This is a genomic window from Curvibacter sp. GW821-FHT09D12, from assembly GCF_059416245.1.
The window spans coordinates 51,647-71,406 of the sequence record NZ_JBWKOU010000025.1 but is presented as its reverse complement, the minus strand read 5'-3'; the positions used below and the strand labels follow the sequence as shown (position 1 = coordinate 71,406).

Annotated in this window: 20 protein-coding genes and 2 tRNA genes; 17 read left to right on the top strand and 5 right to left on the bottom strand. The window is 62.0% G+C overall.

The features are described 5' to 3' along the window. The first annotated feature begins 1 nt into the window (after position 1). The 5 genes from AC07PT_RS26040 to AC07PT_RS26020 all read left to right on the top strand — a co-directional run bounded on the left by AC07PT_RS26040 (position 2) and on the right by AC07PT_RS26020 (position 2,290). Positions 2 to 77: transfer RNA gene (locus AC07PT_RS26040), tRNA-Gly, on the top strand. A 141-nt stretch (positions 78 to 218) separates the two neighbouring features. Beyond that, a tRNA-Leu gene (locus tag AC07PT_RS26035) sits at positions 219 to 311 on the top strand. A gap of 322 nt (positions 312 to 633) precedes the next feature. After that, positions 634 to 1,254: a DUF6806 family protein gene (locus AC07PT_RS26030; RefSeq protein ID WP_492346173.1), complete on the top strand. Its 621-nt coding sequence runs from the start codon at positions 634 to 636 to the stop codon at positions 1,252 to 1,254. Next, positions 1,178 to 1,807, top strand: coding sequence for a YgjP-like metallopeptidase domain-containing protein (locus AC07PT_RS26025; protein WP_494658637.1), 630 nt, complete (start codon positions 1,178 to 1,180; stop codon positions 1,805 to 1,807). Before AC07PT_RS26030 ends, AC07PT_RS26025 begins: the two co-directional genes overlap by 77 nt. Before the next feature lie 174 nt (positions 1,808 to 1,981). Further along, positions 1,982 to 2,290 carry a high-potential iron-sulfur protein gene (locus AC07PT_RS26020; RefSeq protein ID WP_494658636.1) on the top strand — a complete coding sequence of 103 codons (309 nt, stop codon included), beginning with the start codon at positions 1,982 to 1,984 and terminating at the stop codon, positions 2,288 to 2,290. A gap of 63 nt (positions 2,291 to 2,353) precedes the next feature. Here AC07PT_RS26020 and murI read toward each other — a convergent pair whose 3' ends face one another. Next, a complete protein-coding gene (gene murI / locus AC07PT_RS26015) occupies positions 2,354 to 3,214 on the bottom strand; it encodes a glutamate racemase (protein ID WP_494658635.1) in 861 nt (286 codons plus the stop codon). A gap of 90 nt (positions 3,215 to 3,304) precedes the next feature. Next, positions 3,305 to 4,855: a fumarate hydratase gene (locus tag AC07PT_RS26010; protein ID WP_494658634.1), complete on the bottom strand. Its 1,551-nt coding sequence runs from the start codon at positions 4,853 to 4,855 to the stop codon at positions 3,305 to 3,307. A 169-nt stretch (positions 4,856 to 5,024) separates the two neighbouring features. Between AC07PT_RS26010 and fumC the strand changes: the two genes are divergently transcribed. Beyond that, on the top strand, positions 5,025 to 6,413 hold the full coding sequence (gene fumC / locus AC07PT_RS26005) for a class II fumarate hydratase (RefSeq protein ID WP_492346178.1): 1,389 nt from the start codon (positions 5,025 to 5,027) through the stop codon (positions 6,411 to 6,413). 30 nt (positions 6,414 to 6,443) lie between these two features. On the opposite strand, the gene AC07PT_RS26000 is transcribed toward fumC, so the two are convergent. Then, a complete protein-coding gene (locus AC07PT_RS26000) occupies positions 6,444 to 7,046 on the bottom strand; it encodes a YqhA family protein (protein WP_492346179.1) in 603 nt (200 codons plus the stop codon). A gap of 201 nt (positions 7,047 to 7,247) precedes the next feature. Here AC07PT_RS26000 and acs point away from each other — a divergent pair, with 201 nt between their 5' ends. Together acs and AC07PT_RS25990 are read left to right on the top strand one after the other, a co-directional pair. Then, the gene (gene acs / locus AC07PT_RS25995) at positions 7,248 to 9,233 is read left to right on the top strand and encodes an acetate--CoA ligase (RefSeq protein ID WP_492346180.1); all 1,986 of its coding nucleotides are present in this window, start codon (positions 7,248 to 7,250) and stop codon (positions 9,231 to 9,233) included. A 364-nt stretch (positions 9,234 to 9,597) separates the two neighbouring features. Next, positions 9,598 to 10,122, top strand: coding sequence for a pilin (locus tag AC07PT_RS25990; RefSeq protein ID WP_494658633.1), 525 nt, complete (start codon positions 9,598 to 9,600; stop codon positions 10,120 to 10,122). A gap of 54 nt (positions 10,123 to 10,176) precedes the next feature. Here the strand turns inward: AC07PT_RS25990 and AC07PT_RS25985 are convergent, their stop codons facing one another. Further along, positions 10,177 to 10,620: a universal stress protein gene (locus tag AC07PT_RS25985; protein ID WP_492346182.1), complete on the bottom strand. Its 444-nt coding sequence runs from the start codon at positions 10,618 to 10,620 to the stop codon at positions 10,177 to 10,179. A gap of 106 nt (positions 10,621 to 10,726) precedes the next feature. Here AC07PT_RS25985 and AC07PT_RS25980 point away from each other — a divergent pair, with 106 nt between their 5' ends. The 9 genes from AC07PT_RS25980 (at position 10,727) to AC07PT_RS25940 (ending at position 18,729) form a co-directional block, all read left to right on the top strand. Next, on the top strand, positions 10,727 to 13,147 hold the full coding sequence (locus tag AC07PT_RS25980) for a heavy metal translocating P-type ATPase (protein ID WP_492346183.1): 2,421 nt from the start codon (positions 10,727 to 10,729) through the stop codon (positions 13,145 to 13,147). Then, complete coding sequence (gene ccoS, locus AC07PT_RS25975) at positions 13,147 to 13,284, top strand: cbb3-type cytochrome oxidase assembly protein CcoS (RefSeq protein ID WP_027476915.1); 138 nt, start codon at positions 13,147 to 13,149, stop codon at positions 13,282 to 13,284. The genes AC07PT_RS25980 and ccoS overlap by 1 nt, the downstream gene beginning before the upstream one ends. Before the next feature lie 62 nt (positions 13,285 to 13,346). Continuing rightward, entirely contained in the window at positions 13,347 to 14,783 is a 1,437-nt protein-coding gene (gene ccoN, locus AC07PT_RS25970; protein ID WP_492346184.1) for a cytochrome-c oxidase, cbb3-type subunit I, read from the top strand. A gap of 13 nt (positions 14,784 to 14,796) precedes the next feature. Beyond that, complete coding sequence (gene ccoO, locus AC07PT_RS25965; protein WP_019573067.1) at positions 14,797 to 15,435, top strand: cytochrome-c oxidase, cbb3-type subunit II; 639 nt, start codon at positions 14,797 to 14,799, stop codon at positions 15,433 to 15,435. 9 nt (positions 15,436 to 15,444) lie between these two features. Further along, complete coding sequence (locus tag AC07PT_RS25960; RefSeq protein WP_027476917.1) at positions 15,445 to 15,582, top strand: cbb3-type cytochrome oxidase subunit 3; 138 nt, start codon at positions 15,445 to 15,447, stop codon at positions 15,580 to 15,582. Between the two features lie 20 nt (positions 15,583 to 15,602). Then, a complete protein-coding gene (ccoP, locus tag AC07PT_RS25955; RefSeq protein ID WP_492346185.1) occupies positions 15,603 to 16,523 on the top strand; it encodes a cytochrome-c oxidase, cbb3-type subunit III in 921 nt (306 codons plus the stop codon). Between the two features lie 76 nt (positions 16,524 to 16,599). Next, entirely contained in the window at positions 16,600 to 18,063 is a 1,464-nt protein-coding gene (gene ccoG / locus AC07PT_RS25950; protein WP_492346186.1) for a cytochrome c oxidase accessory protein CcoG, read from the top strand. A gap of 12 nt (positions 18,064 to 18,075) precedes the next feature. Beyond that, positions 18,076 to 18,375 (top strand): FixH family protein, encoded by a 300-nt coding sequence (locus AC07PT_RS25945; protein ID WP_492346187.1) that lies wholly within the window; start codon positions 18,076 to 18,078, stop codon positions 18,373 to 18,375. 57 nt (positions 18,376 to 18,432) lie between these two features. Continuing rightward, positions 18,433 to 18,729, top strand: a complete 297-nt coding sequence (locus AC07PT_RS25940) for a hypothetical protein (protein ID WP_492346188.1) — start codon at positions 18,433 to 18,435, stop codon at positions 18,727 to 18,729. Between the two features lie 233 nt (positions 18,730 to 18,962). Here AC07PT_RS25940 and fnr read toward each other — a convergent pair whose 3' ends face one another. Beyond that, on the bottom strand, positions 18,963 to 19,754 hold the full coding sequence (fnr, locus tag AC07PT_RS25935; protein ID WP_492346189.1) for a fumarate/nitrate reduction transcriptional regulator Fnr: 792 nt from the start codon (positions 19,752 to 19,754) through the stop codon (positions 18,963 to 18,965). Between the last annotated feature and the right edge of the window lie 6 nt (positions 19,755 to 19,760).

Below are 19,760 nucleotides of genomic sequence, written 5' to 3'. Positions count from 1 at the left end.
TGCGGGAATAGCTCAGTTGGTAGAGCGCAACCTTGCCAAGGTTGAGGTCGAGAGTTCGAGACTCTTTTCCCGCTCCAAATTTCAAAAAGGGAAGCCCAGGCTTCCCTTTTTTCTTGTCCGCATCGCTGCGGCCGGGGTGCCCGGGTCGCGTTATGATGCCCGCCTGATCCGATCAGGCCGCCCGGTTGCTTGCTCGCATGCCCTGGATTGATCGGTGTGCCCCGATGGTGAAATTGGTAGACACTGCGGACTTAAAATCCGCCGCTTTCCGTAAAAGGGGCGTGCCGGTTCGACCCCGGCTCGGGGCACCAAATTTGGCTCTCAAGCCATCTCACACCACCTCAAAACCCGCGCGCTGCAAGGCGTGGCGGGTTTTTTTTATGCTGGCTGGGGGTTGGGGCGACTGGCGCGTTTTGAGAACTCTCTTGTTCATTCCGGCGAGGCTGCTTCGGACAAAGTGCGCTATTGGGGCGTGCTTCAGTGGCTCAAAAGCCTTTCGTCGGCTTGGCGCCGTGCCAAAATGAGTGCAGGTCTGCTTGGCGCTCAGCCGGTGGTTCCCCCCCTAGCCAGGGCCATTCGCCAATCAGGTTCGGACCCGATGGGTCTGTTTCGGGGCACTATTACCATTGAATCATGTCAAGTTACAACGCCCCTTTTGAAATCCACGTGCATGGTCAAGTGCAGTTGCGTGGTGATGTTCTGTTTGATCAGTTGCAAGAGGCTTTGAAGCCGCTTTGGCACTACGCCGGCGCGCGGTCCTTGGCTGATGGGGCGACCAGCGCCTACGACGAAGAGCCAGGGATCAAATTCGACCCCAAGGAACACCTGCTGCAGATGTGCTGGACGGTGCGAGGCGACGAGGATTTTCGCCAGTCGCTGGACGAGATGTGCATGAATCTCAATGAGATTTCCGAGCAGGGGGCGGCGATCGAAGTCACCTTCTATGACGCCGAGTTTGACGAAGAGGAAGAAGACCGTGGCGCCGAGTCGCGCGATGATTTTCTGATGCTGTTCGTGGGGCCCAACCCGGCCGCCATCATGCAGGTGCAGCGTGACCTGCTGGTGCAGGACGTGGTGAACATGATGGAGCGTCATTTTGATGGCTCCGAGTTGGGCGGGGTGGTGGGCGAGATCGACAAGCTGTTCTCGCAACGCTTTGATGATCTGGTCAACTCGCTTGAGATTGGGCGCCCGCCGCGTGGTTCGGGTGGCTCTGGTCATGGTGGTGGCCGCCGGCCCCGTCATCTGCACTGAGTCAGGCGCCGTGAGCGAGGCGGTGCTGGTCTCAAAGTACCTGGCGGCCTACCCGGAGTCGTTGCAACAGCAGGCTGGGCGCTTGCTGGCTTCGGGGCGCTTGCCTGACTGGTTGATGGAGCGCTACCCCGCGCCGCACGGTTTGCGTACCGATGGCGCCTTGTATCGCCATGTCGAAGCACTGAGGCAGGAGCACCTGCGCCAAACCCCCCGGCTGGACCGGGTGGTGTACGACAGCAAGATCCATGTGGTGCGCAATGCGCTCGGCTTGCACACCATCAGCTCGCGGGTGCAGGGCGGACGCCTCAAGGCCCAGCACGAGATCCGCATCGGCGCCTTGTTCAAGGATGCCCCGGCCCCCTTTTTGAGCATGATTGTGGTTCACGAACTTGCGCACCTTCGCGAACGCGAACACAACAAGGCGTTCTATCGACTTTGTGAACATCTGGAGCCGTCCTATCACCAGCTCGAATTGGATGTGCGTCTTTACCTGACCCACCTGGAGGCGGGTGGTCGACGGTTGTGGGGCTTGCCTGACGTTGCGTCGGCTTGATCTGCGCTCGGCCTGGCCAGCGGGCAAGACGGGTCATCCAGAAATTGTCCGGGGTTGGCGCTCAGTCTTGCTTTGGCTCAAGGTGGGCAGGTCGGGGTGGGTTCACAATGCGCTGCCAGCTTCGCAAGGCGCTGGCATTTTACAAATCAAGACTCTCCCCACCTGAGGTTTGCCATGTCCAATCGTCGTCAATTCTTCTTCCAACTGAGCGCCGGTACCGGTTTCGTGCTGGCCGCTTCCTCTGTTCGCGCTGCCGCTCCGATGGTGGCCGACAACGACCCGCAGGCTGCAGCCCTGGGCTACAAGGCTGACGCTACCAAGGTCGACAAGAGCAAGTTCCCCAAGTTCGCCGCTGGCGACCATTGCGGTAGCTGCGCGCTGTTCCAAGGCAAGGCCTCTGACGCGGCTGGTGGCTGCCCGCTGTTTGCCGGCAAGCAAGTGGCGACCAAGGGCTGGTGCAGCGCCTACGCCAAGAAGGCCTGATCGCCTTCTTTCGGTCTGAATTTTTCAGTCTGAAACAGATGAAAGCCGGCCTTGTGCCGGCTTTCATCGTTTGGGGAGGGGCTGGCAGGGCCCGGAGGCTTCTGGCAGCCAGTGTTGGATGGCACGCTCCAGGTGCTCGACCTCGCCCGTGGTGAACCAGCTCACCTGGCCAGAGGGCGCCAGAGTCTCGGGACGGCCCTGCAGGCGAAGCTGCCCGCTTTGCAGCAGCCGCCGGTAGGTTTGTTCGGCAACGGGCGCCCCGGTGTCCAGCACCGTCACATGGGGCGGCAGTTCAGACAGCCAATGTGGCAGCACCAGTGGGTAGTGGGTGCAGCCCAGCACCAGGGTGTCGGGTGTGCTGGTGCCCTCAGTCCAGGGCCCGGTCTGGGCCAGGTATTGCCGGCAATAGTGGGCAATGCGCCGGTCGTCCCGATGCTCGATGGCATCGGCCAGGCCATCGCAGGGTTGGCAGCGGATGTCCAGCTTCGGGTCTTGCTGACCCAGCAGGTGTTGAAACTTGGGGCTGTTGAGGGTGCCCCGTGTGGCCACGACCGCAATATGGCCAGTGCGCGTCAGCTGCGCTGCCGGCTTGAGGGCTGGCTCCACCCCGATCACGGGCAACTGGGGCCAATGCTGTCGCAGCTCGTGGATGGCGGCGGCGGTGGCGGTGTTGCAGGCGACGACGACCGCCTTGGCCCCGAAGCCCACGAGCGCTTCGGTCATGACCCGGGAGCGATCCCGAACAAATTCGTCGCTGCGTTCGCCATAGGGGGCGTGGCCGCGGTCTGAGATGTAGACGAAGTTTTCCTGGGGCATGCGCTGGCGCAGGGCCTTGAGGATGCTCAGACCGCCAATGCCGCTGTCAAAGACCCCGATGGGGCCCGAGGCGCCCTGGTGGGGCGCCTGAAGAGGTGTGTTCAACATGGATGAACCAAGGGCACTGGTGAGGCCCCCGCGGGTCGGGGGGGGCCAGCGGAGGGCCTGACCGTGTGGCCCAGCCCTCACAGCCGGGTATCAGGCGCCGGCGACCGAAATACCTTTGAATTCGCCCGTGGCGATGCGCTTTTGCCACTCGGCCGGGCCGGTGATGTGGGCGCTGGTGCCACCGGCATCCACGGCCACGGTCACGGGCATGTCCACCACGTCGAACTCGTAGATGGCTTCCATGCCCAGATCGGCAAAACCCACCACCTTGGCGGCCTTGATGGCCTTGGATACCAGGTAGGCGGCGCCGCCCACGGCCATCAGGTAGGCCGACTTGTGCTTCTTGATGGCTTCAATGGCGACGGGGCCGCGTTCGGCCTTGCCCACCATGGCGATCAGGCCGGTCTGGGCCAGCATCATTTCGGTGAAGCCGTCCATGCGGGTGGCGGTGGTGGGGCCGGCGGGGCCGACGGCCTCGTCCTTCACCGGGTCCACCGGGCCCACGTAGTAGATCACGCGGTTGGTGAAGTCGACCGGCAGCTTCTCGCCCTTGACCAGCATGTCCTGGATGCGCTTGTGGGCGGCATCACGGCCGGTCAGCATCTTGCCGTTGAGCAGCAGGGTGTCGCCCGGCTTCCAACTGGCGACTTCGGCCGGGGTGAGTGTGTTCAGGTCGACCTTGCGGCTCTTGTTGTAGTCGGGGGTCCAATCGACATTGGGCCACAGGTCCAGGCTCGGCGGGTCGAGGTAGACCGGGCCAGAGCCGTCCATCACGAAGTGGGCGTGGCGGGTGGCGGCGCAGTTGGGGATCATGGCCACGGGCTTGCTGGCGGCGTGGGTGGGGTACATCTTGATCTTGATGTCCAGCACGGTGGTCAGGCCACCCAGGCCTTGGGCGCCGATGCCCAGGGCGTTGACCTTTTCGAGCAACTCCAGGCGCAGTTCTTCGACCTGGGTGAGCTTCTCGCCCTTGGCAGCCTTGGCCTGCAGTTCGTACATGTCCAGGTCGTCCATCAGGCTTTCCTTGGCCATCAGGACGGCCTTCTCGGCGGTGCCGCCGATGCCGATGCCCAGCATGCCCGGCGGGCACCAGCCGGCGCCCATGGTGGGCACGGTCTTCAGCACCCAGTCGACCACGCTGTCGCCGGGGTTGAGCATGACCATCTTGCTCTTGTTTTCGCTGCCGCCGCCCTTGGCGGCCACGGTCACTTCGACGGTGTTGCCAGGCACGATCTCGGCAAAGATCACGGCCGGGGTGTTGTCCTTGGTGTTCTTGCGGGCGAACTGGGGATCGGCCACCACCGAAGCACGCAAGGTGTTGTCAGGGTGGTTGTAACCGCGGCGCACGCCTTCGTTGATGGCGTCGTCCAGGCTGCCGGTGAAACCTTCCCAACGCACGTCCATGCCCACTTTCAGGAACACGTTGACGATGCCGGTGTCTTGGCAGATCGGACGCTGGCCGGTCGCGCTGAGCTTGCTGTTGGTCAGGATCTGGGCGATCGCATCCTTGGCCGCCGGACTCTGTTCGCGCTCATAGGCACGTGCCAGATGGGCGATGTAGTCGGTGGGGTGGTAGTAGCTGATGTACTGGAGGGCCCCGGCGATGGAGTCGATGAGGTCGCTTTGCTTGATGGTGGTCATGGTTCTTCGTGGGCTGGAAGGGACAATGCGGGATCCGGTGGGGGCTGGCCGTCTGGCGGTCCCGCGCGATTATCCCAGGGGGTGAGCGCAAAAACCGGGCACGCCAGCAGCTTGCCCGAATCACGGGCAGGCGGTATTTTGACAGGTTGAAACAACCCGAGGTCGCGTCATGTCAACTCGCATCGAAGTCGACTCCTTTGGACCCATTGATGTTCCGGCCGATCGGCTATGGGGGGCACAGACCCAGCGATCACTGCAGAACTTTGCCATTTCAGGGGAGCGCCAACCGCGTGAACTGATCATGGCACTGGCCCAGATCAAGCGGGCCTGCGCCTACGTCAACCAGCGCCTGGGGCTGTTGTCTTCCCCCAAGGCCATGGCCATCATTGCCGCGGCCGAAGAAGTGCTGGAAGGGCGCCACGATGACCAGTTTCCGCTGGTGGTCTGGCAGACTGGCTCGGGCACGCAGACCAACATGAACCTCAACGAGGTGCTGGCCAACCGGGCCAGCGAGTTGCTGGGGGGGCCGCGTGGGCAGGGGCGGCTGGTGCACCCGAATGACGAGGTGAACTGCAGTCAATCTTCCAACGATGTGTTTCCCACCGCCATGCATGTGGCCGCCGTCGATGCCTTGACCCATCGCCTGCTGCCAGCGCTGCTGCAGTTGCAGACGGTGTTCAGCGAGCAGTCGCTGGCATTTGCCGACATTGTCAAGATCGGCCGCACTCACCTGCAGGATGCCACTCCGCTCACCTTGGGGCAGGAGTTCTCGGGCTATGCGGCCCAACTGCAGCATGCCGAGCGCCATGTGCGCGATGCCATGCCGCATTTGTGCGAGCTGGCCCTGGGGGGCACCGCGGTGGGTACCGGGCTGAATGCGCCGCCGGGCTACGCGCAGGCCGTGGCGGACGAACTGGCCGGCTTGACGGGGTTGCCCTTTGTGACGGCGCCGAACAAGTTTGAGGCCCTGGCCTCGATGGATGGCATCGTGCACGGCCATGGCGCGCTCAAGTCGCTGGCGGCCAGCCTCATGAAAATTGCCAACGATCTGCGCTGGCTGGCCAGCGGGCCCCGCTGCGGCATTGGTGAGATTGCCCTGCCCGAGAACGAGCCGGGCTCTTCGATCATGCCGGGCAAGGTCAATCCCACCCAGTGCGAAGCCCTCACCATGCTGGCGGTGCAGGTCATGGGCAACGATGTGGCCATCAACCTGGGGGGCGCCAGCGGCAATTTCGAACTCAATGTCTTCCGGCCCATGGCGGCCCACAACTTTTTGCAAAGTGTGCGTCTTTTGGCCGATGGCATGAACAGCTTCCGCGTGCATTGCGTGGTGGGCATCGAGCCCCAGCGCGGGCGCATTGCCGAGTTGCTGGAACGCTCGCTCATGCTGGTCACGGCGCTGAGCCCCCACATCGGGTACGACCGTGCCGCTCAGGTGGCCAAGGCGGCTCACCGCGATGGGGTGAGCCTGCGCGAGGCGGCCTTGGCCTTGGGCTTTGTCACGGCCGAGCAGTTCGATGCCTGGGTGGTGCCGGCCGCCATGACCCGGCCGGGTTGAGCGGGCCAGGGCGGGTGGGTCGGCCTGGTTTCAGTGCGGGTCGGGGTGTTGTCCGCCCATCAGTCGATCGGTCAGGGCGATCGCCAGGGCCGACAACAGGAACGTGATGTGGATCGCCGTCTGGGCGATCAACACGCGGTCGGAGTAGTTGTCGGCATTGATGAAGGTCTTGAGCAGGTGGATCGAGCTGATGCCGATGATGGCCGTGGCCAGTTTGACCTTCAGCACCGATGCGTTGACGTGGCTCAGCCATTCGGGTTGGTCCGGGTGGCCTTCCAGGTTCATTCGGCTGACAAAGGTCTCGTAGCCCCCCACGATCACCATGATCAGCAGGTTGGAAATCATCACCACATCGATCAAGGCCAACACGACCAGCATGATGATGGTCTCGTTGAGGGCATGGATCTCGGCGCCTGTCTTGTAGCCAATGCTGTTCACGAGCGCCTGAAGTGCTGTCTGGCTGCCAAAGGCGGCTTCAATCAGATGCACCAGTTCCACCCAGAAGTGAAACACGTAGATGCCCTGGGCCGCGATCAAGCCCAGGTACAGCGGCAATTGAAGCCAACGACTGGCAAAGATCAGGGCAGGCAGCGGGCGCAGTGGCGAGGCTTTGGGTGGAGTGGGTGAACTCATGATTGAATTTTCTGAACGATTGTGGCCAAGTCTAGGTTGTAACAAACGATACCGAAAACCAACGCAATGCCCGTCCCAAATACCGGTCATGTCAGCAACCCCGCTGTTGAGCGGCTGTAAGCTTGACGCCAGTCAGAGCGCTGTAAGGGCCAAGGGTCACATTTACGCGCAAATAGCCCTATCGAACCGAAGGAGACAAGCATGAGTGCCAACCCCCAAGCAGGCGACAACGCCGCCGTGTATCTGCCCAGCGAGGCGTTCGTCAAGAACGCCCACGTGTCAGGCATGGCCGCCTATGAGGCGCTGTGCAAAGAAGCCGAAACCGACTACCAGGGCTACTGGGGTCGGCTTGCCAAGGAACTCATCACCTGGAAGACGCCCTTCACCCAGGTGCTTGATGAGAGCAATGCCCCCTTTTTCAAGTGGTTTGCTGATGGCACGCTGAATGCCTCCTACAACTGCCTGGATCGCAACATTGAGCGTGGCCTGGGCGACAAGACCGCGCTGATCTTCGAAGCCGACGGCGGTGAGGTCACCAAGATCTCGTACGCCGACCTGCTGGCCAAGACCTGCCAGATTGCCAATGCCCTGAAGTCGGTTGGCATCGGCAAGGGCGACCGCGTCATCATTTACATCTCGATGTCGATCGACGGTGTGGCCGCCATGCAGGCCTGTGCCCGCATTGGCGCCATCCACTCGGTGGTGTTTGGTGGCTTCTCTGCCCAATCGGTGCGGGACCGCGTGCAGGACACCGGCGCCAAGGCCATCATCACCGCCGACCAGCAGGTGCGTGGTGGCAAGCACCTGCCCCTCAAGGCCATCGTCGACGAGGCCCTGGCACTGGGTGGCTGCGAGTCCGTGCAGAACGTTCTCGTGGTGAAGCGCACGGGTGCCGACATCGCCATGACCGCGGGCCGCGACCTGTGGATGGCGGATGTGGCGGACAAGCAGCCCACGACCTGCGAACCGGAATGGGTCGAGGCCGAGCATCCCCTGTTCCTGCTCTACACCTCGGGCTCCACCGGCAAGCCCAAGGGCGTTCAGCACTCCACCGGCGGCTACCTGCTGCATGCCGCCTTGACCACCAAGTGGACCTTCGACCTGAAGGCCGACGACGTGTTCTGGTGCACGGCCGACATTGGCTGGGTGACCGGCCACAGTTACATCACCTATGGCCCGTTGGCGCTTGGCGGCACAGAGATCGTCTTTGAAGGTGTGCCCACCTACCCCGACGCCGGCCGTTTCTGGAAGATGATCCAGGACCACAAGGTCAGCATCTTCTACACCGCGCCGACGGCCATCCGCTCCTTGATCAAGGCGGCCGAGGCCAACGCTGCAGTGCACCCCAAGAGCTACGATCTCAGCAGCCTGCGTCTGCTGGGTTCGGTGGGCGAGCCGATCAACCCGGCGGCCTGGGAGTGGTACTACCGCGAAGTCGGCGGCAACCGTTGCCCCATCGTCGACACCTTCTGGCAGACCGAGACCGGCGGCCACATGATCACTCCGCTGCCTGGCGTGACGCCCATGGTGCCGGGTTCGTGCACCCTGCCTTTCCCGGGCATCCAGGCCGCCATCGTGGATGAAACCGGCAAGGATGTGCCCAACGGGCAGGGCGGCATCCTGGTGGTCAAGAAGCCATGGCCTTCGATGATCCGTACCATCTGGGGCGATCCGGACCGTTTCGTGAAGAGCTACTACCCCGCCGACTTCCAGGGCAAGTACTACCTGGCCGGCGACGGTGCCATCCGCGACGAGAAAACAGGCTACTTCACGATCACGGGTCGCATCGACGACGTGCTGAACGTGTCGGGTCACCGCATGGGCACCATGGAGATCGAGTCTGCCCTGGTCAGCTGCACCGAACTGGTGGCCGAGGCCGCCGTGGTGGGCCGCCCTGACGACACCACCGGCGAGGCCATCTGCGCCTTCGTGGTGCTGAAGCGCCCGCGCCCCGTGGGCGACGAGGCCAAGGCCATCGCCAAGCAGTTGCGCGACCACGTGGCCAAGGAAATCGGCCCCATTGCCAAACCCAAGGACATCCGCTTTGGCGAGAACCTGCCCAAAACCCGGTCGGGCAAAATCATGCGCCGCCTGCTGCGCAGCCTGGCCAAGGGCGAGACCATCACCCAGGACACCAGCACGCTGGAGAACCCGGCCATCCTGACCCAACTCGACGAAACCTATTGATCTCGTCCTGAGCTGAGCCGCTTGATCCCCGCCTTGTGCGGGGATTTTTCATTGAGGCCTGGGTGGCAGACCCTTGACCACAGCTTGTCACTGTAATTTCTGCCAAAGGGTGTGACACGCCCGGCCCCGTCGACGGGGCATTCCGTCTCGTGTCAACGGTTGATCGATGTCGGCAGGCGTCTTGGTCCTCCCGTCTCATCTTTCCTGGAATCCCGTCGGGCGCTCAAGATGGTGTGGCGCGGCAAGTGACGGGATGCCAGCGGTGTTACAGCCTGCAGCCTGGAAGGCGCCGTATTTGACTACCTTGTGAACCCAGCCCTGGGGCAGATCGCTCCTGTGGGGCCGTTCAACACAAGGAGGCAATATGAGACAGCATGCACAAAGTGGCTTCACGCTGATCGAGCTGATGATTGTGGTGGCCATCGTCGGCATCATGGCGGCGGTGGCCTTGCCGGCGTACCAGGACTACACGACTCGCACCAAGGTGACGGAGTTGATTTTGGCGGCTGCGCCGTGCCGATTTGGGGTCAGTGAACTGGTTCAGACCGCGCCAGACGCTGACCTGGGGGCGCGTTTCGCAGGGGCGTGCCAACCACAAGCCACCAAGTATGTGGAATCGGTTGCCGTCGATAAGAATGGTGAGATCGTCATCACGGGCAACCCAGTGACGCTTGCCAGACTTGGGGAGGCCAGCCGAGTTTTGACAATCACGCCGGTTGTCACCAAAGGCGACGCCCATTCATTCGAGGCATTGAGTGGCGTCACTGCTGGCGGTGCACAACTGCACGGCTGGGCCTGTGGCGCACGGGAGGGCAGCACGCCGATCAAGGGCCACACCACCATTGAAGCCAAATACCTGCCCGGCAGCTGCCAGGGCACCTACCCCTGAGGCTTCAGTGGCCTCTGCCGGCCTGAGGGCCGGCGGGCCACCGGTGAGTTGTGCTCAGCGCAGCACCAGCACCGGGATGGTGGAGTGGGTCAGCACCTGTTGCGTTTCGCTGCCCAGCAGCAGGCGCTTGATGCCTTTGCGACCATGCGAAGCCATCACGATCAGGTCGCACTTGTGTTTCTTGGCGGCGGCCAACAGGGCTTCGGCGATCAGGTCGGACTTGACGACGACCGATTTGGCCTTGAGTCCGTTTTCGGTGGCGGCCTTCTTGACGGCATCCACCACCGCCTGACCGTGATCGGTCCATTCCTTTTCGATGCGGCCCACTTCGTCGACGCTCAACGGCACCGAACCCTCGAAGTAGCTTTGCGGGTAACGCGGCACCACCTTGACGGCCACCAGTTCGGCACCCGCCAGCGTGGCCAGGTCAATGCCGGTCTTGACGGCCTTCTGAGACAGTTTGGAACCGTCGGTTGCAACAAGAATTCGCTTGTACATGAGGATCTCCTTGGGCTTCAGTAGAGGTCAGATTAGCGATCGAGCGCATTTTTTGGCTTGATCTGAATCAAGAGGGTGACACAGAATCGCGGTTAGGCTCAAGCTCATGATTTCCGCAAGCCCCGTGCCCCTTTCTTCGCTTGACCTGCTGGCGCCCCCGACGGAAGCCCAGCCGGTGGGGCGTGCGGCTGCCCGCGAATCCGAGCGACTGGGTTTGCTGGACGATCCCCATGAATGGCCGGTGTTTGGTCGCCGATGCGATGACACCGGGCCCTCCGAGGTGCCATCCGCTGCGGCCGCATCGGGCCCTTGGGAGTCTCAGGTGGTGCTGGAGGGCATGCACTGTGCCGCTTGCGCGTTGACCATCGAGCAGGCCTTGCTGGCGGTGCCGGGCGTTGTGGAGGCGCAGGTCAATGCGGCCACGCACCGTGCGCGCGTGGTGTGGCAGCCTGCCCAGGTCTTGCCGTCTCGCTGGATGTCGGCCGTGGGGTCTGCCGGGTATCGTGCCCTGCCGGCGCGCGATGCCTTCACCGTGGAGTTGCGTCAGCAGGAGCAACGGCGTGCGCTGTGGCGCCTGGGTGTGGCAGGCTTTTGCATGATGCAGGTCATGATGTACGCGTGGCCAGCCTACGTGGCCAATCCGGGTGACATGACCGACGACATGGCGCAACTGTTGCGCTGGGCCTCCTGGGTGCTGACCTTGCCGGTGATGCTGTTTTCGTGCAGCCCGTTTTTCCGAAATGCATGGCGTGACGTGCGGCAGCGCCGCATCAGCATGGATTTTCCGGTCGCCCTGGGCATGGCGGTCACCTTCGTGGTCAGTTCGGCGGCCACCTTCGATGCCAGCGGTCCCTTGGGCCATGAGGTCTATTACGACTCACTGACCATGTTCGTGTTCTTTTTGCTCACCGGCCGCTGGATGGAGCTGCGCCTGAGGGATCGCACGGCGGGGGCCCTGGAAGCCTTGATGAACCGCTTGCCAGACAGCGTGGAGCGCCGTGGCGCTGATGGGTTGTTCGAGCGCGTGGCGGTGCGTCGTCTGGGGGTGGGGGATGTGGTCCGTGTGCTGCCCGGCGAGGGCTTTCCGGCCGATGGCGAGGTGCTGGAGGGCGAGACCCTGGTCGACGAGGCTTTGCTCACCGGCGAGTCGCGTCCGGTGCGTCATGCCACAGGCTCATTGGTGACGGCGGGCAGCCACAATCTGTCGGCACCTGTGCTGGTGCGTGTGGCACGCCTGGGGGCTGAGACCCGCTTTGCCGAGATTGTCTCGATGATGGAGCACGCCTCCATGGACAAGCCTCGCCTGGCCTTGCTGGCAGACCGGCTGGCCCGTCCATTTTTGTTGGCCGTGCTGGCCGCGGCGGTGCTGTCCGCTGCCTGGTGGTGGTCGGTTGATCCGGGGCGAGCGCTGATGGTGGCCGTGGCCGTGCTGATCGTCACATGCCCTTGTGCTTTGTCGTTGGCCACCCCGGCCGCCATGTTGGCTGCGGCGGGGGCCTTGGCACGCCAAGGTGTGCTGGTGCGCAATCTGCAGGCGCTGGAAGCCCTGGCCGAAGTGGATCAGTTTGTCTTTGACAAGACGGGCACGTTGACCCGCGATGGCATGACGGTGCAGGCCATGCGCGTGCGGCCTGGTGTTGAGCCTTTGATGGCGCTGCGACTGGCCCGTGGTTTGGCGGCGCATTCGCTGCATCCTGTGTCGCGCTCCGTTCATGCTGCCCTGGGATTGATCCCGTCGTTGCGCAAGGAGGGGGCGGCGCCTGAAGACTTGTCTCCCGCCGTGCTGGCAAAGGTGCGAGAGGTTTCAGGCTCCGGGCTGGAGGGGCGGGCCGATCTGATGGGCCGAGGTGAAGCCAGCTACCGACTGGGTTCGGCCAGTTGGTGCGGCCTGAGCGCTGCGGAGGTCGACCGGGCAGGGGACCTGCAGCAGGTCTACCTGGCCGATGAGCAAGGTTGGTTGGCCACCTTTGAACTGCGGGAAGACGTGCGAGAGGATGCCGCCGAGGCCGTGCGTCACCTGCAGGCGCAGGGCGTGGGGGTGGCCCTGCTTTCGGGTGATCGTGCCGCGTCGGCCGGGCGGGTGGCGGGCCAGGTCGGTATTGCCCGCTTTCATGGTGACTGTGCCCCGGCCGACAAGCTGGCGATCATGCGCGAGGCCCAGCGTGAAGGGCATCATGTGGCGATGGTGGGTGATGGGCTCAATGATGGTCCGGTGCTCGCCGGGGCGCATGTTTCTTTTGCTTTTGGCAACGCAGTCCCGTTGGCACGTTCCCGTTCCGATTTTGTGGTGATGGGCGGGCAATTGTCGCGTTTGCCCGACACCGTGGCGCTGGCCCGTCGCACCTTGCGTGTGGTCCGTCAAAACCTGATCTGGGCAGCAGGCTACAACGCGATCTGTGTGCCCCTGGCGGTGGTGGGCTGGTTGCCTGCCTGGTTGGCCGGCCTGGGCATGGCCTTGAGTTCACTGATCGTGGTGCTCAACGCGGCCCGCCTGTCTTTGCCCAGCCTGTCTTTGCGGAGCCCATGATGGATATTCTTTTTCTGCTTATTCCGCTTTCGGTGGCCTTGGTGCTGCTGATTCTGGGGGGCCTGTGGTGGGCAATCCACCATGGGCAATTTGAGGGCGTGGAGCAGGAGGGAGAGCGGATTCTCAGGAACGATTGACGCACGTCAATGCACCTGTGCACGTTCGCTCTGACACTCGATCAGCAACTTAGAGGTAACCGATGAAGTCATCCAATACACAAGCTGCCCTGTACAACGACACCGTGGTCAGGCAGTTCTCAATCATGGCGGTGGTCTGGGGGGTGGTTGGCATGCTGGTGGGCGTTGTGATCGCCGCCCAGCTTGCTTGGCCCGAACTCAATTTAGGCATTCCATGGCTCAGTTATGGTCGCTTGCGACCTTTGCACACCAACGCCGTGATTTTCGCGTTCGGTGGTTGTGCGCTGTTTGCCACCAGCTACTACGTGGTGCAGCGAACCTGCCAGGTCCGTCTGTTCGCGGGTCCCTTGGCGGCGTTCACGTTCTGGGGCTGGCAATTGGTGATTCTGGCGGCGGCCATCAGCCTGCCTCTGGGTTACACCACCGGCAAGGAGTACGCTGAACTTGAGTGGCCGATCGACATCCTGATCACGCTGGTGTGGGTGTCTTACGCCATTGTGTTCTTCGGCACGGTCGGCATGCGCAAGGTGCGTCACATCTATGTGGCGAACTGGTTCTATGGCGCCTTCATCATTGCGGTGGCCATCCTTCACCTGGTCAACAGTGCTGAAGTGCCGGCTGGCTTCATGAAGTCGTACTCGGCCTACGCCGGTGTGCAAGACGCCATGGTGCAGTGGTGGTACGGTCACAATGCGGTGGGCTTTTTCCTGACCGCAGGCTTCCTGGGCATGATGTATTACTTCATCCCCAAGCAGGCTGGCCGTCCGGTCTACTCGTATCGCCTGTCCATCGTCCACTTCTGGGCGCTGATCTTCACCTACATGTGGGCGGGTCCTCACCACCTGCACTACACGGCTCTGCCTGACTGGACCCAATCGGTCGGTATGGTGTTCTCGCTGATTCTGCTGGCTCCGAGCTGGGGCGGCATGATCAACGGCATCATGACCCTGTCGGGTGCCTGGCACAAACTGCGTGACGACCCCGTCCTGCGCTTCCTGATCGTGTCCCTGTCGTTCTACGGCATGAGCACCTTCGAAGGCCCGATGATGTCCATCAAGACCGTCAACGCCCTGAGTCACTACACCGACTGGACCGTGGGCCACGTGCACTCGGGCGCCCTGGGCTGGGTGGGCTTGATCTCCATGGGTTCGCTCTACTACCTGATCCCGCGTCTGTTCGGCAAGAAGACCATGTACTCGGTGAAGGCCATTGAAGTCCACTTCTGGACGGCCACCATCGGCATCGTGCTGTACATCGCTGCGATGTGGATTGCCGGCGTGATGCAGGGTCTGATGTGGCGCGCCATCAATGCCGACGGCACGCTGACCTACACCTTTGTTGAAGGCGTCAAGGCGACCTTCCCGTTCTACGTGATCCGCGTGTCCGGTGGTCTGCTGTACCTGGGCGGCATGATCGTCATGCTCTGGAACACCTGGATGACTGCCATCTCGGGTCGCTCGGTCGATACCCCGGTGCCTGCTGTGGTCGCCCACGCTTGAGGAGAGAAAAACCATGAGTCAACACAACGCAAATCAAGCGGCTCCCGGCGCCTTCTCGCATGAGCGCATCGAAACCAGCAACTTCCTCATGATCGTTCTGATCCTGCTGGTGGTGGCGGTCGGTGGTCTGGTCGAAATCGTTCCGCTGTTCTTCCAGAAGTCGACCACCGAGCCGGTGAAGGGCGTGCAGCCTTACACCGCCCTCCAACTGGTGGGCCGCGACATCTACATCCGCGAAGGCTGCTACAACTGCCATTCGCAGATGATTCGTCCGTTCCGCGCTGAAACCCTGCGTTATGGCCACTACTCGGTGGCTGGCGAGTTCGTGTATGACCACCCCTTCCAATGGGGTAGCAAGCGTACCGGTCCCGATCTGCAACGTGTGGGCGGCAAGTACAGCGATGAATGGCATCGCATCCACTTGAACAACCCGCGTGACGTGGTGCCTGAGTCCAACATGCCGGCTTACTCCTGGCTGGACAAGTCCACCATCGATCCCGCTGTGGTGGCTCCTCGCATGAAGGCCTTGCGCACTGTGGGCGTGCCTTACACCGACGAGCAGATCGCTGCCGGTGGTGACGAAGTCAAGGGCAAGACCGAACAGGACGCGCTCGTGGCCTATCTGCAATCCTTGGGTCGTGCCCTCAAGTAAGGAGTCGTGATGGACATCACCACCCTTCGCATTGCAGCCACGCTGGCCTGCTTCGTGACCTTTGTCGGCATCATGGTGTGGGCCTTCTCGCGCCGCAATGCCGCAGGTTTCCAGGAGGCTGCACAGCTTCCCTTTGATCAAGACTGAACACAGAACGAGAGAGCACCATGAGTGACTTCACAAGCAACTTCTGGTCGGTGTACGTGTCGGCAGTGACACTGGGGGGCATTCTTGCCTGCCTGTTGCTGCTGTGGATCGCGTCCCGCAAGAAAGTGGCCGCCACGGCGGACAACACCACTGGCCACATCTGGGATGAGGACCTGCGTGAAATGAACAACCCACTGCCCCTGTGGTGGGTGGGCCTGTTCATCATCACCGTGGTCTTTGGCCTGGGCTACCTCACGTTCTACCCGGGCCTGGGTGACTTTGCCGGCAAGCTCGGCTGGTCGACCGCCAATGAGTACGAGAAGGAAGTGGCCAAGGCCAACAAAGAGCTCGAGCCCCTGTACGCACGCTTCACCAGCATGTCTGTGGAAGATGTGGCCAAGGACCCGCAGGCTGTGGCGATTGGCGAGCGTCTGTTCATGAACAACTGCGCTCAGTGCCACGGCTCTGACGCCCGCGGCAGCAAGGGCTTCCCGAACCTGACCGACGGCGATTGGTTGCATGGCGGCACGCCCGAAAAGATCACCGAGACCATCACCGGTGGCCGCATCGGCAACATGCCTCCCATGGCCGCTGCCGTGGGCACGGCTGATGACGTGAAGAACGTGGCCAACTACGTTCTGAGCCTCTCGGGCAGCCCCCATGACTCGCTGCGTGCATCGCTGGGCAAGGCCAAGTTTGGTGCCTGCGCTGCCTGCCACGGCGCTGACGGCAAGGGTAACCAGGCGCTGGGTTCAGCCAACCTGACCGACGACATCTGGCTGCATGGCTACGGTGAAGCCGCGATCATCAGCATGATCAACAACGGCAAGACCAACCAGATGCCGGCCCAGGCCGAGAAGCTCACAGCGGCTCAGATCCATGTGTTGGCGTCCTATGTGTGGGGCATGTCCAACCTGGCTCCCGCCAAGGCTGCCAAGTAAGGCTTGACCCTTGCGCCCGCCCGGACGCTGATTGACGTCCGGGCGGGTTTTCCTTTTCAATCGTGATGAGGCCCTGATGGGCCTGATCGGGGACTGTAGTTTGGAACCCACCTCAGGCGATCGTCGCAAAATCATTCCCATCGTTGCTGCCCCCGACGACAGCGCCGAGTTGGTGTCTCTGTACGCTGCCCAGCAGAAGATCCATCCCCGCTCTGTCAGCGGCTTTTTCAGTCAGTGGCGTTGGGCGCTGGTGATCTTCACGCAACTGGTTTTCTATGGGCTGCCCTGGCTGGAGTGGGGGCAACGCCAAGCCGTGCTCTTTGACTTGGGTGCGCGCCGCTTTTTCATTTTTGGCCTGGTTCTTTACCCCCAGGACTTCATCTATCTGACAGGCTTGCTGGTCATCTCGGCCTTGGCACTGTTCCTGTTCACGGCCGTCGCCGGCCGACTCTGGTGTGGCTATGCCTGCCCGCAAACTGTCTACACCGAGATCTTTCTGTGGATCGAGCACCACATTGAAGGGGATCGCCAGGCCCGCATCCGCCTCGATGACGCGCCGCTGAGCCTCGAAAAGATCGTCAAGCGCAGCTTCAAGCACATCGTCTGGCTGACCTTGTCGGTCTGGACGGGTTACACCTTTGTAGGCTATTTTTCGCCGATCCGGGATCTGGGCATGGCCTTTCTGACCACTCAGATGGGGGGCTGGGAGATCTTCTGGGTGCTGTTCTATGGCTTTGCCACCTATGGCAATGCCGGCTTCATGCGCGAGCAGGTGTGCAAATACATGTGCCCCTATGCCCGCTTCCAGAGCGCCATGTTCGACAAGGACACCCTGATCGTCACTTACGACGAGGCCCGCGGTGACCCTCGTGGCTCGCGTTCACGCAAGGCCGATCCTGCGGCGCTGGGCCTGGGGTCCTGTGTGGATTGCAGTCTGTGTGTGCAGGTCTGTCCGACGGGCATCGATATCCGCAAGGGGCTGCAATACGAATGCATTGGTTGCGGTGCCTGCGTGGACGTGTGCGACACCGTGATGGACAAGATGAACTACCCGCGTGGGCTCATCCGTTACTCCACTCAGAACGCGGTCTCCAACCAATGGGGGCGGCCCGAGATCATGCAGCGGGTGTTCCGGCCGCGGACCATTCTGTATGGCGTGGTGTTGCTGGCCCTTACCGTGGGGTTGCTGGCCAGTCTGGTGCTCAGAACCCCGCTCAAGGTCGACATCGTGCGTGACCGGGCAGCGCTTTCGCGCATTGTGTCCGGTGGGAAGCTTGAGAACGTCTACCGCCTGCAGATCATGAATGCGACCGAGAAAGAGCAGACCTATGTGATCAAGGCAACGGGCCTGGATGGCCTGGAGGTGGCCTCCGAGCAACAGGTGGTCATCGAGCCGGCCCAGTCGCGTTGGGTGCCGGTGCGCCTGCAGATACCTTATGGTGCGGTTCCTCCAGGGTCTCACACGGTCTACTTCGCTGTCGGCGAAGCAGCCGGTGGTGCCCATGTGTCTGAAAAATCTGTTTTCCTGGTGCCTCGCTGAGGTCAATGCCCTATGAACTCTTCCATCCCCTCCAAGTCTTCTGCCGCTGAGCCGACACCGCGTCCCTGGTGGACCCATGGCCATGTCTGGATGATCATTTCCGGTCCTGCCATTGTGGTGGTGGCGGGCTTTGTCACTTTGTGGCTCGCCATTCGCACGCCCGACCCGGTCATTGAGGCCGATTACTACAAGCGCGGTATCGAGATCAACCGGACCTTGCCCGATGTGGATCCCAAAGCCATGATGCCGGCCCTGCAGGGCCGCAACCACGCGGTCACGCCGACTCAGGATATTCCCGAGCCCAAGCGTTAAGCCTCTTACCGATTGGGCAGATGAGGGCTAGGATGGTTCAAACAACCGGAGAGCCTCATGCTGAATCAGCGCTTGATGTGGATCGCCTGGCCGGCCTTTTTGGTGGCAGGCGTGCTTGAAATACTGGTTTTTGCCGTCGTCGACCCCAATGATCTGTCATGGTTCGGCCAACCTGTGGAGTTGTCTCGCCAGGGGGTTTACACCATCGCCTTCTTTGCGTTCTGGGTGTGTGCGATCGTATCCAGCGGCTTGACCACGTTGCTGGCTCAGTCGCCGTTCGAGGTCAATCGCTGTCCGCTGCCGGGTTCCGACCGACCCGATGGCTGTCCCAAGCAAGAGGCTTCCTGCGTCTGACGCCTTGTGGGTCTGTTGCTTGGTGCGGCCAGACACGAGCCTATTTGTGCCTGCTTTCGTGCCTGCTTTCGTGCCCGCTTCCGCGGCCTGCTTCCAACAGGGTTGGCTCTCAACTTCAGATGTGAAAACACCCGGGTGACCGGGTGCTTTTGTTTGTTTTTCTGTTTGTATGCCCAGCAGCAAAGCCTGTCGGTGATGTATCACCGGCCAGTGGGGCAGCAGGCCCCCGAATCTTATTGGCAGGTCTGGGAATTCACGATGCGCTTGAGGGCATCGGTATCCAGAATGCGCACATGGCGCTGCTTGACCTCGACGATGTTCTCTTCCACAAATTTGGAGAACGTGCGGCTCACGGTTTCAAGCTTCAGGCCCAGATAGCTGCCGATTTCTTCACGCGTCATGCGCAGCACCAGCTCAGACTGGGAGAAGCCCCGCGCGTGCAGGCGCTGGACCAGGTTCAGCAAGAAGGCGGCCAGGCGTTCTTCGGCACGCATGCTGCCCAACAACAGCATCACGCCATGCTCGCGAACGATCTCGCGGCTCATGATCTTGTGCACATGGTGCTGCAGTGCCGTCACTTCGCGCGACAGCTCTTCGATGCGGTCAAACGGCATCACGCACACCTCAGCATCTTCGAGTGCCACGGCGTCGCAGGTATGGTGGTCTTGAACAATGCCATCCAGACCAATGATTTCACCTGCCATCTGGAAGCCTGTGACCTGATCGCGCCCATCTTCGGTCGCCACGCAGGTTTTGAAGAAACCCGTGCGGATCGCATACAGCGAAGTGAATTTTTCGCCATTGCGAAACAGTGTCGTGCCGCGCTTGACCTTGCGCCGGATCGCCACCACCTCATCAATGCGTTCAAGTTCTTCGGGCTTCAGGCCCATGGGCATGCACAACTCGCGCAGATTGCAGTTGGAGCAGGCAACTTTGATGGTTTGTGGGTTCATTCGCCTAGTAGAAGAGTCAGCGCTTGAGCTTAACGGTTTTGTAAGCTCGTTGGTTACAGGTGTGTCAAACATGGCTCC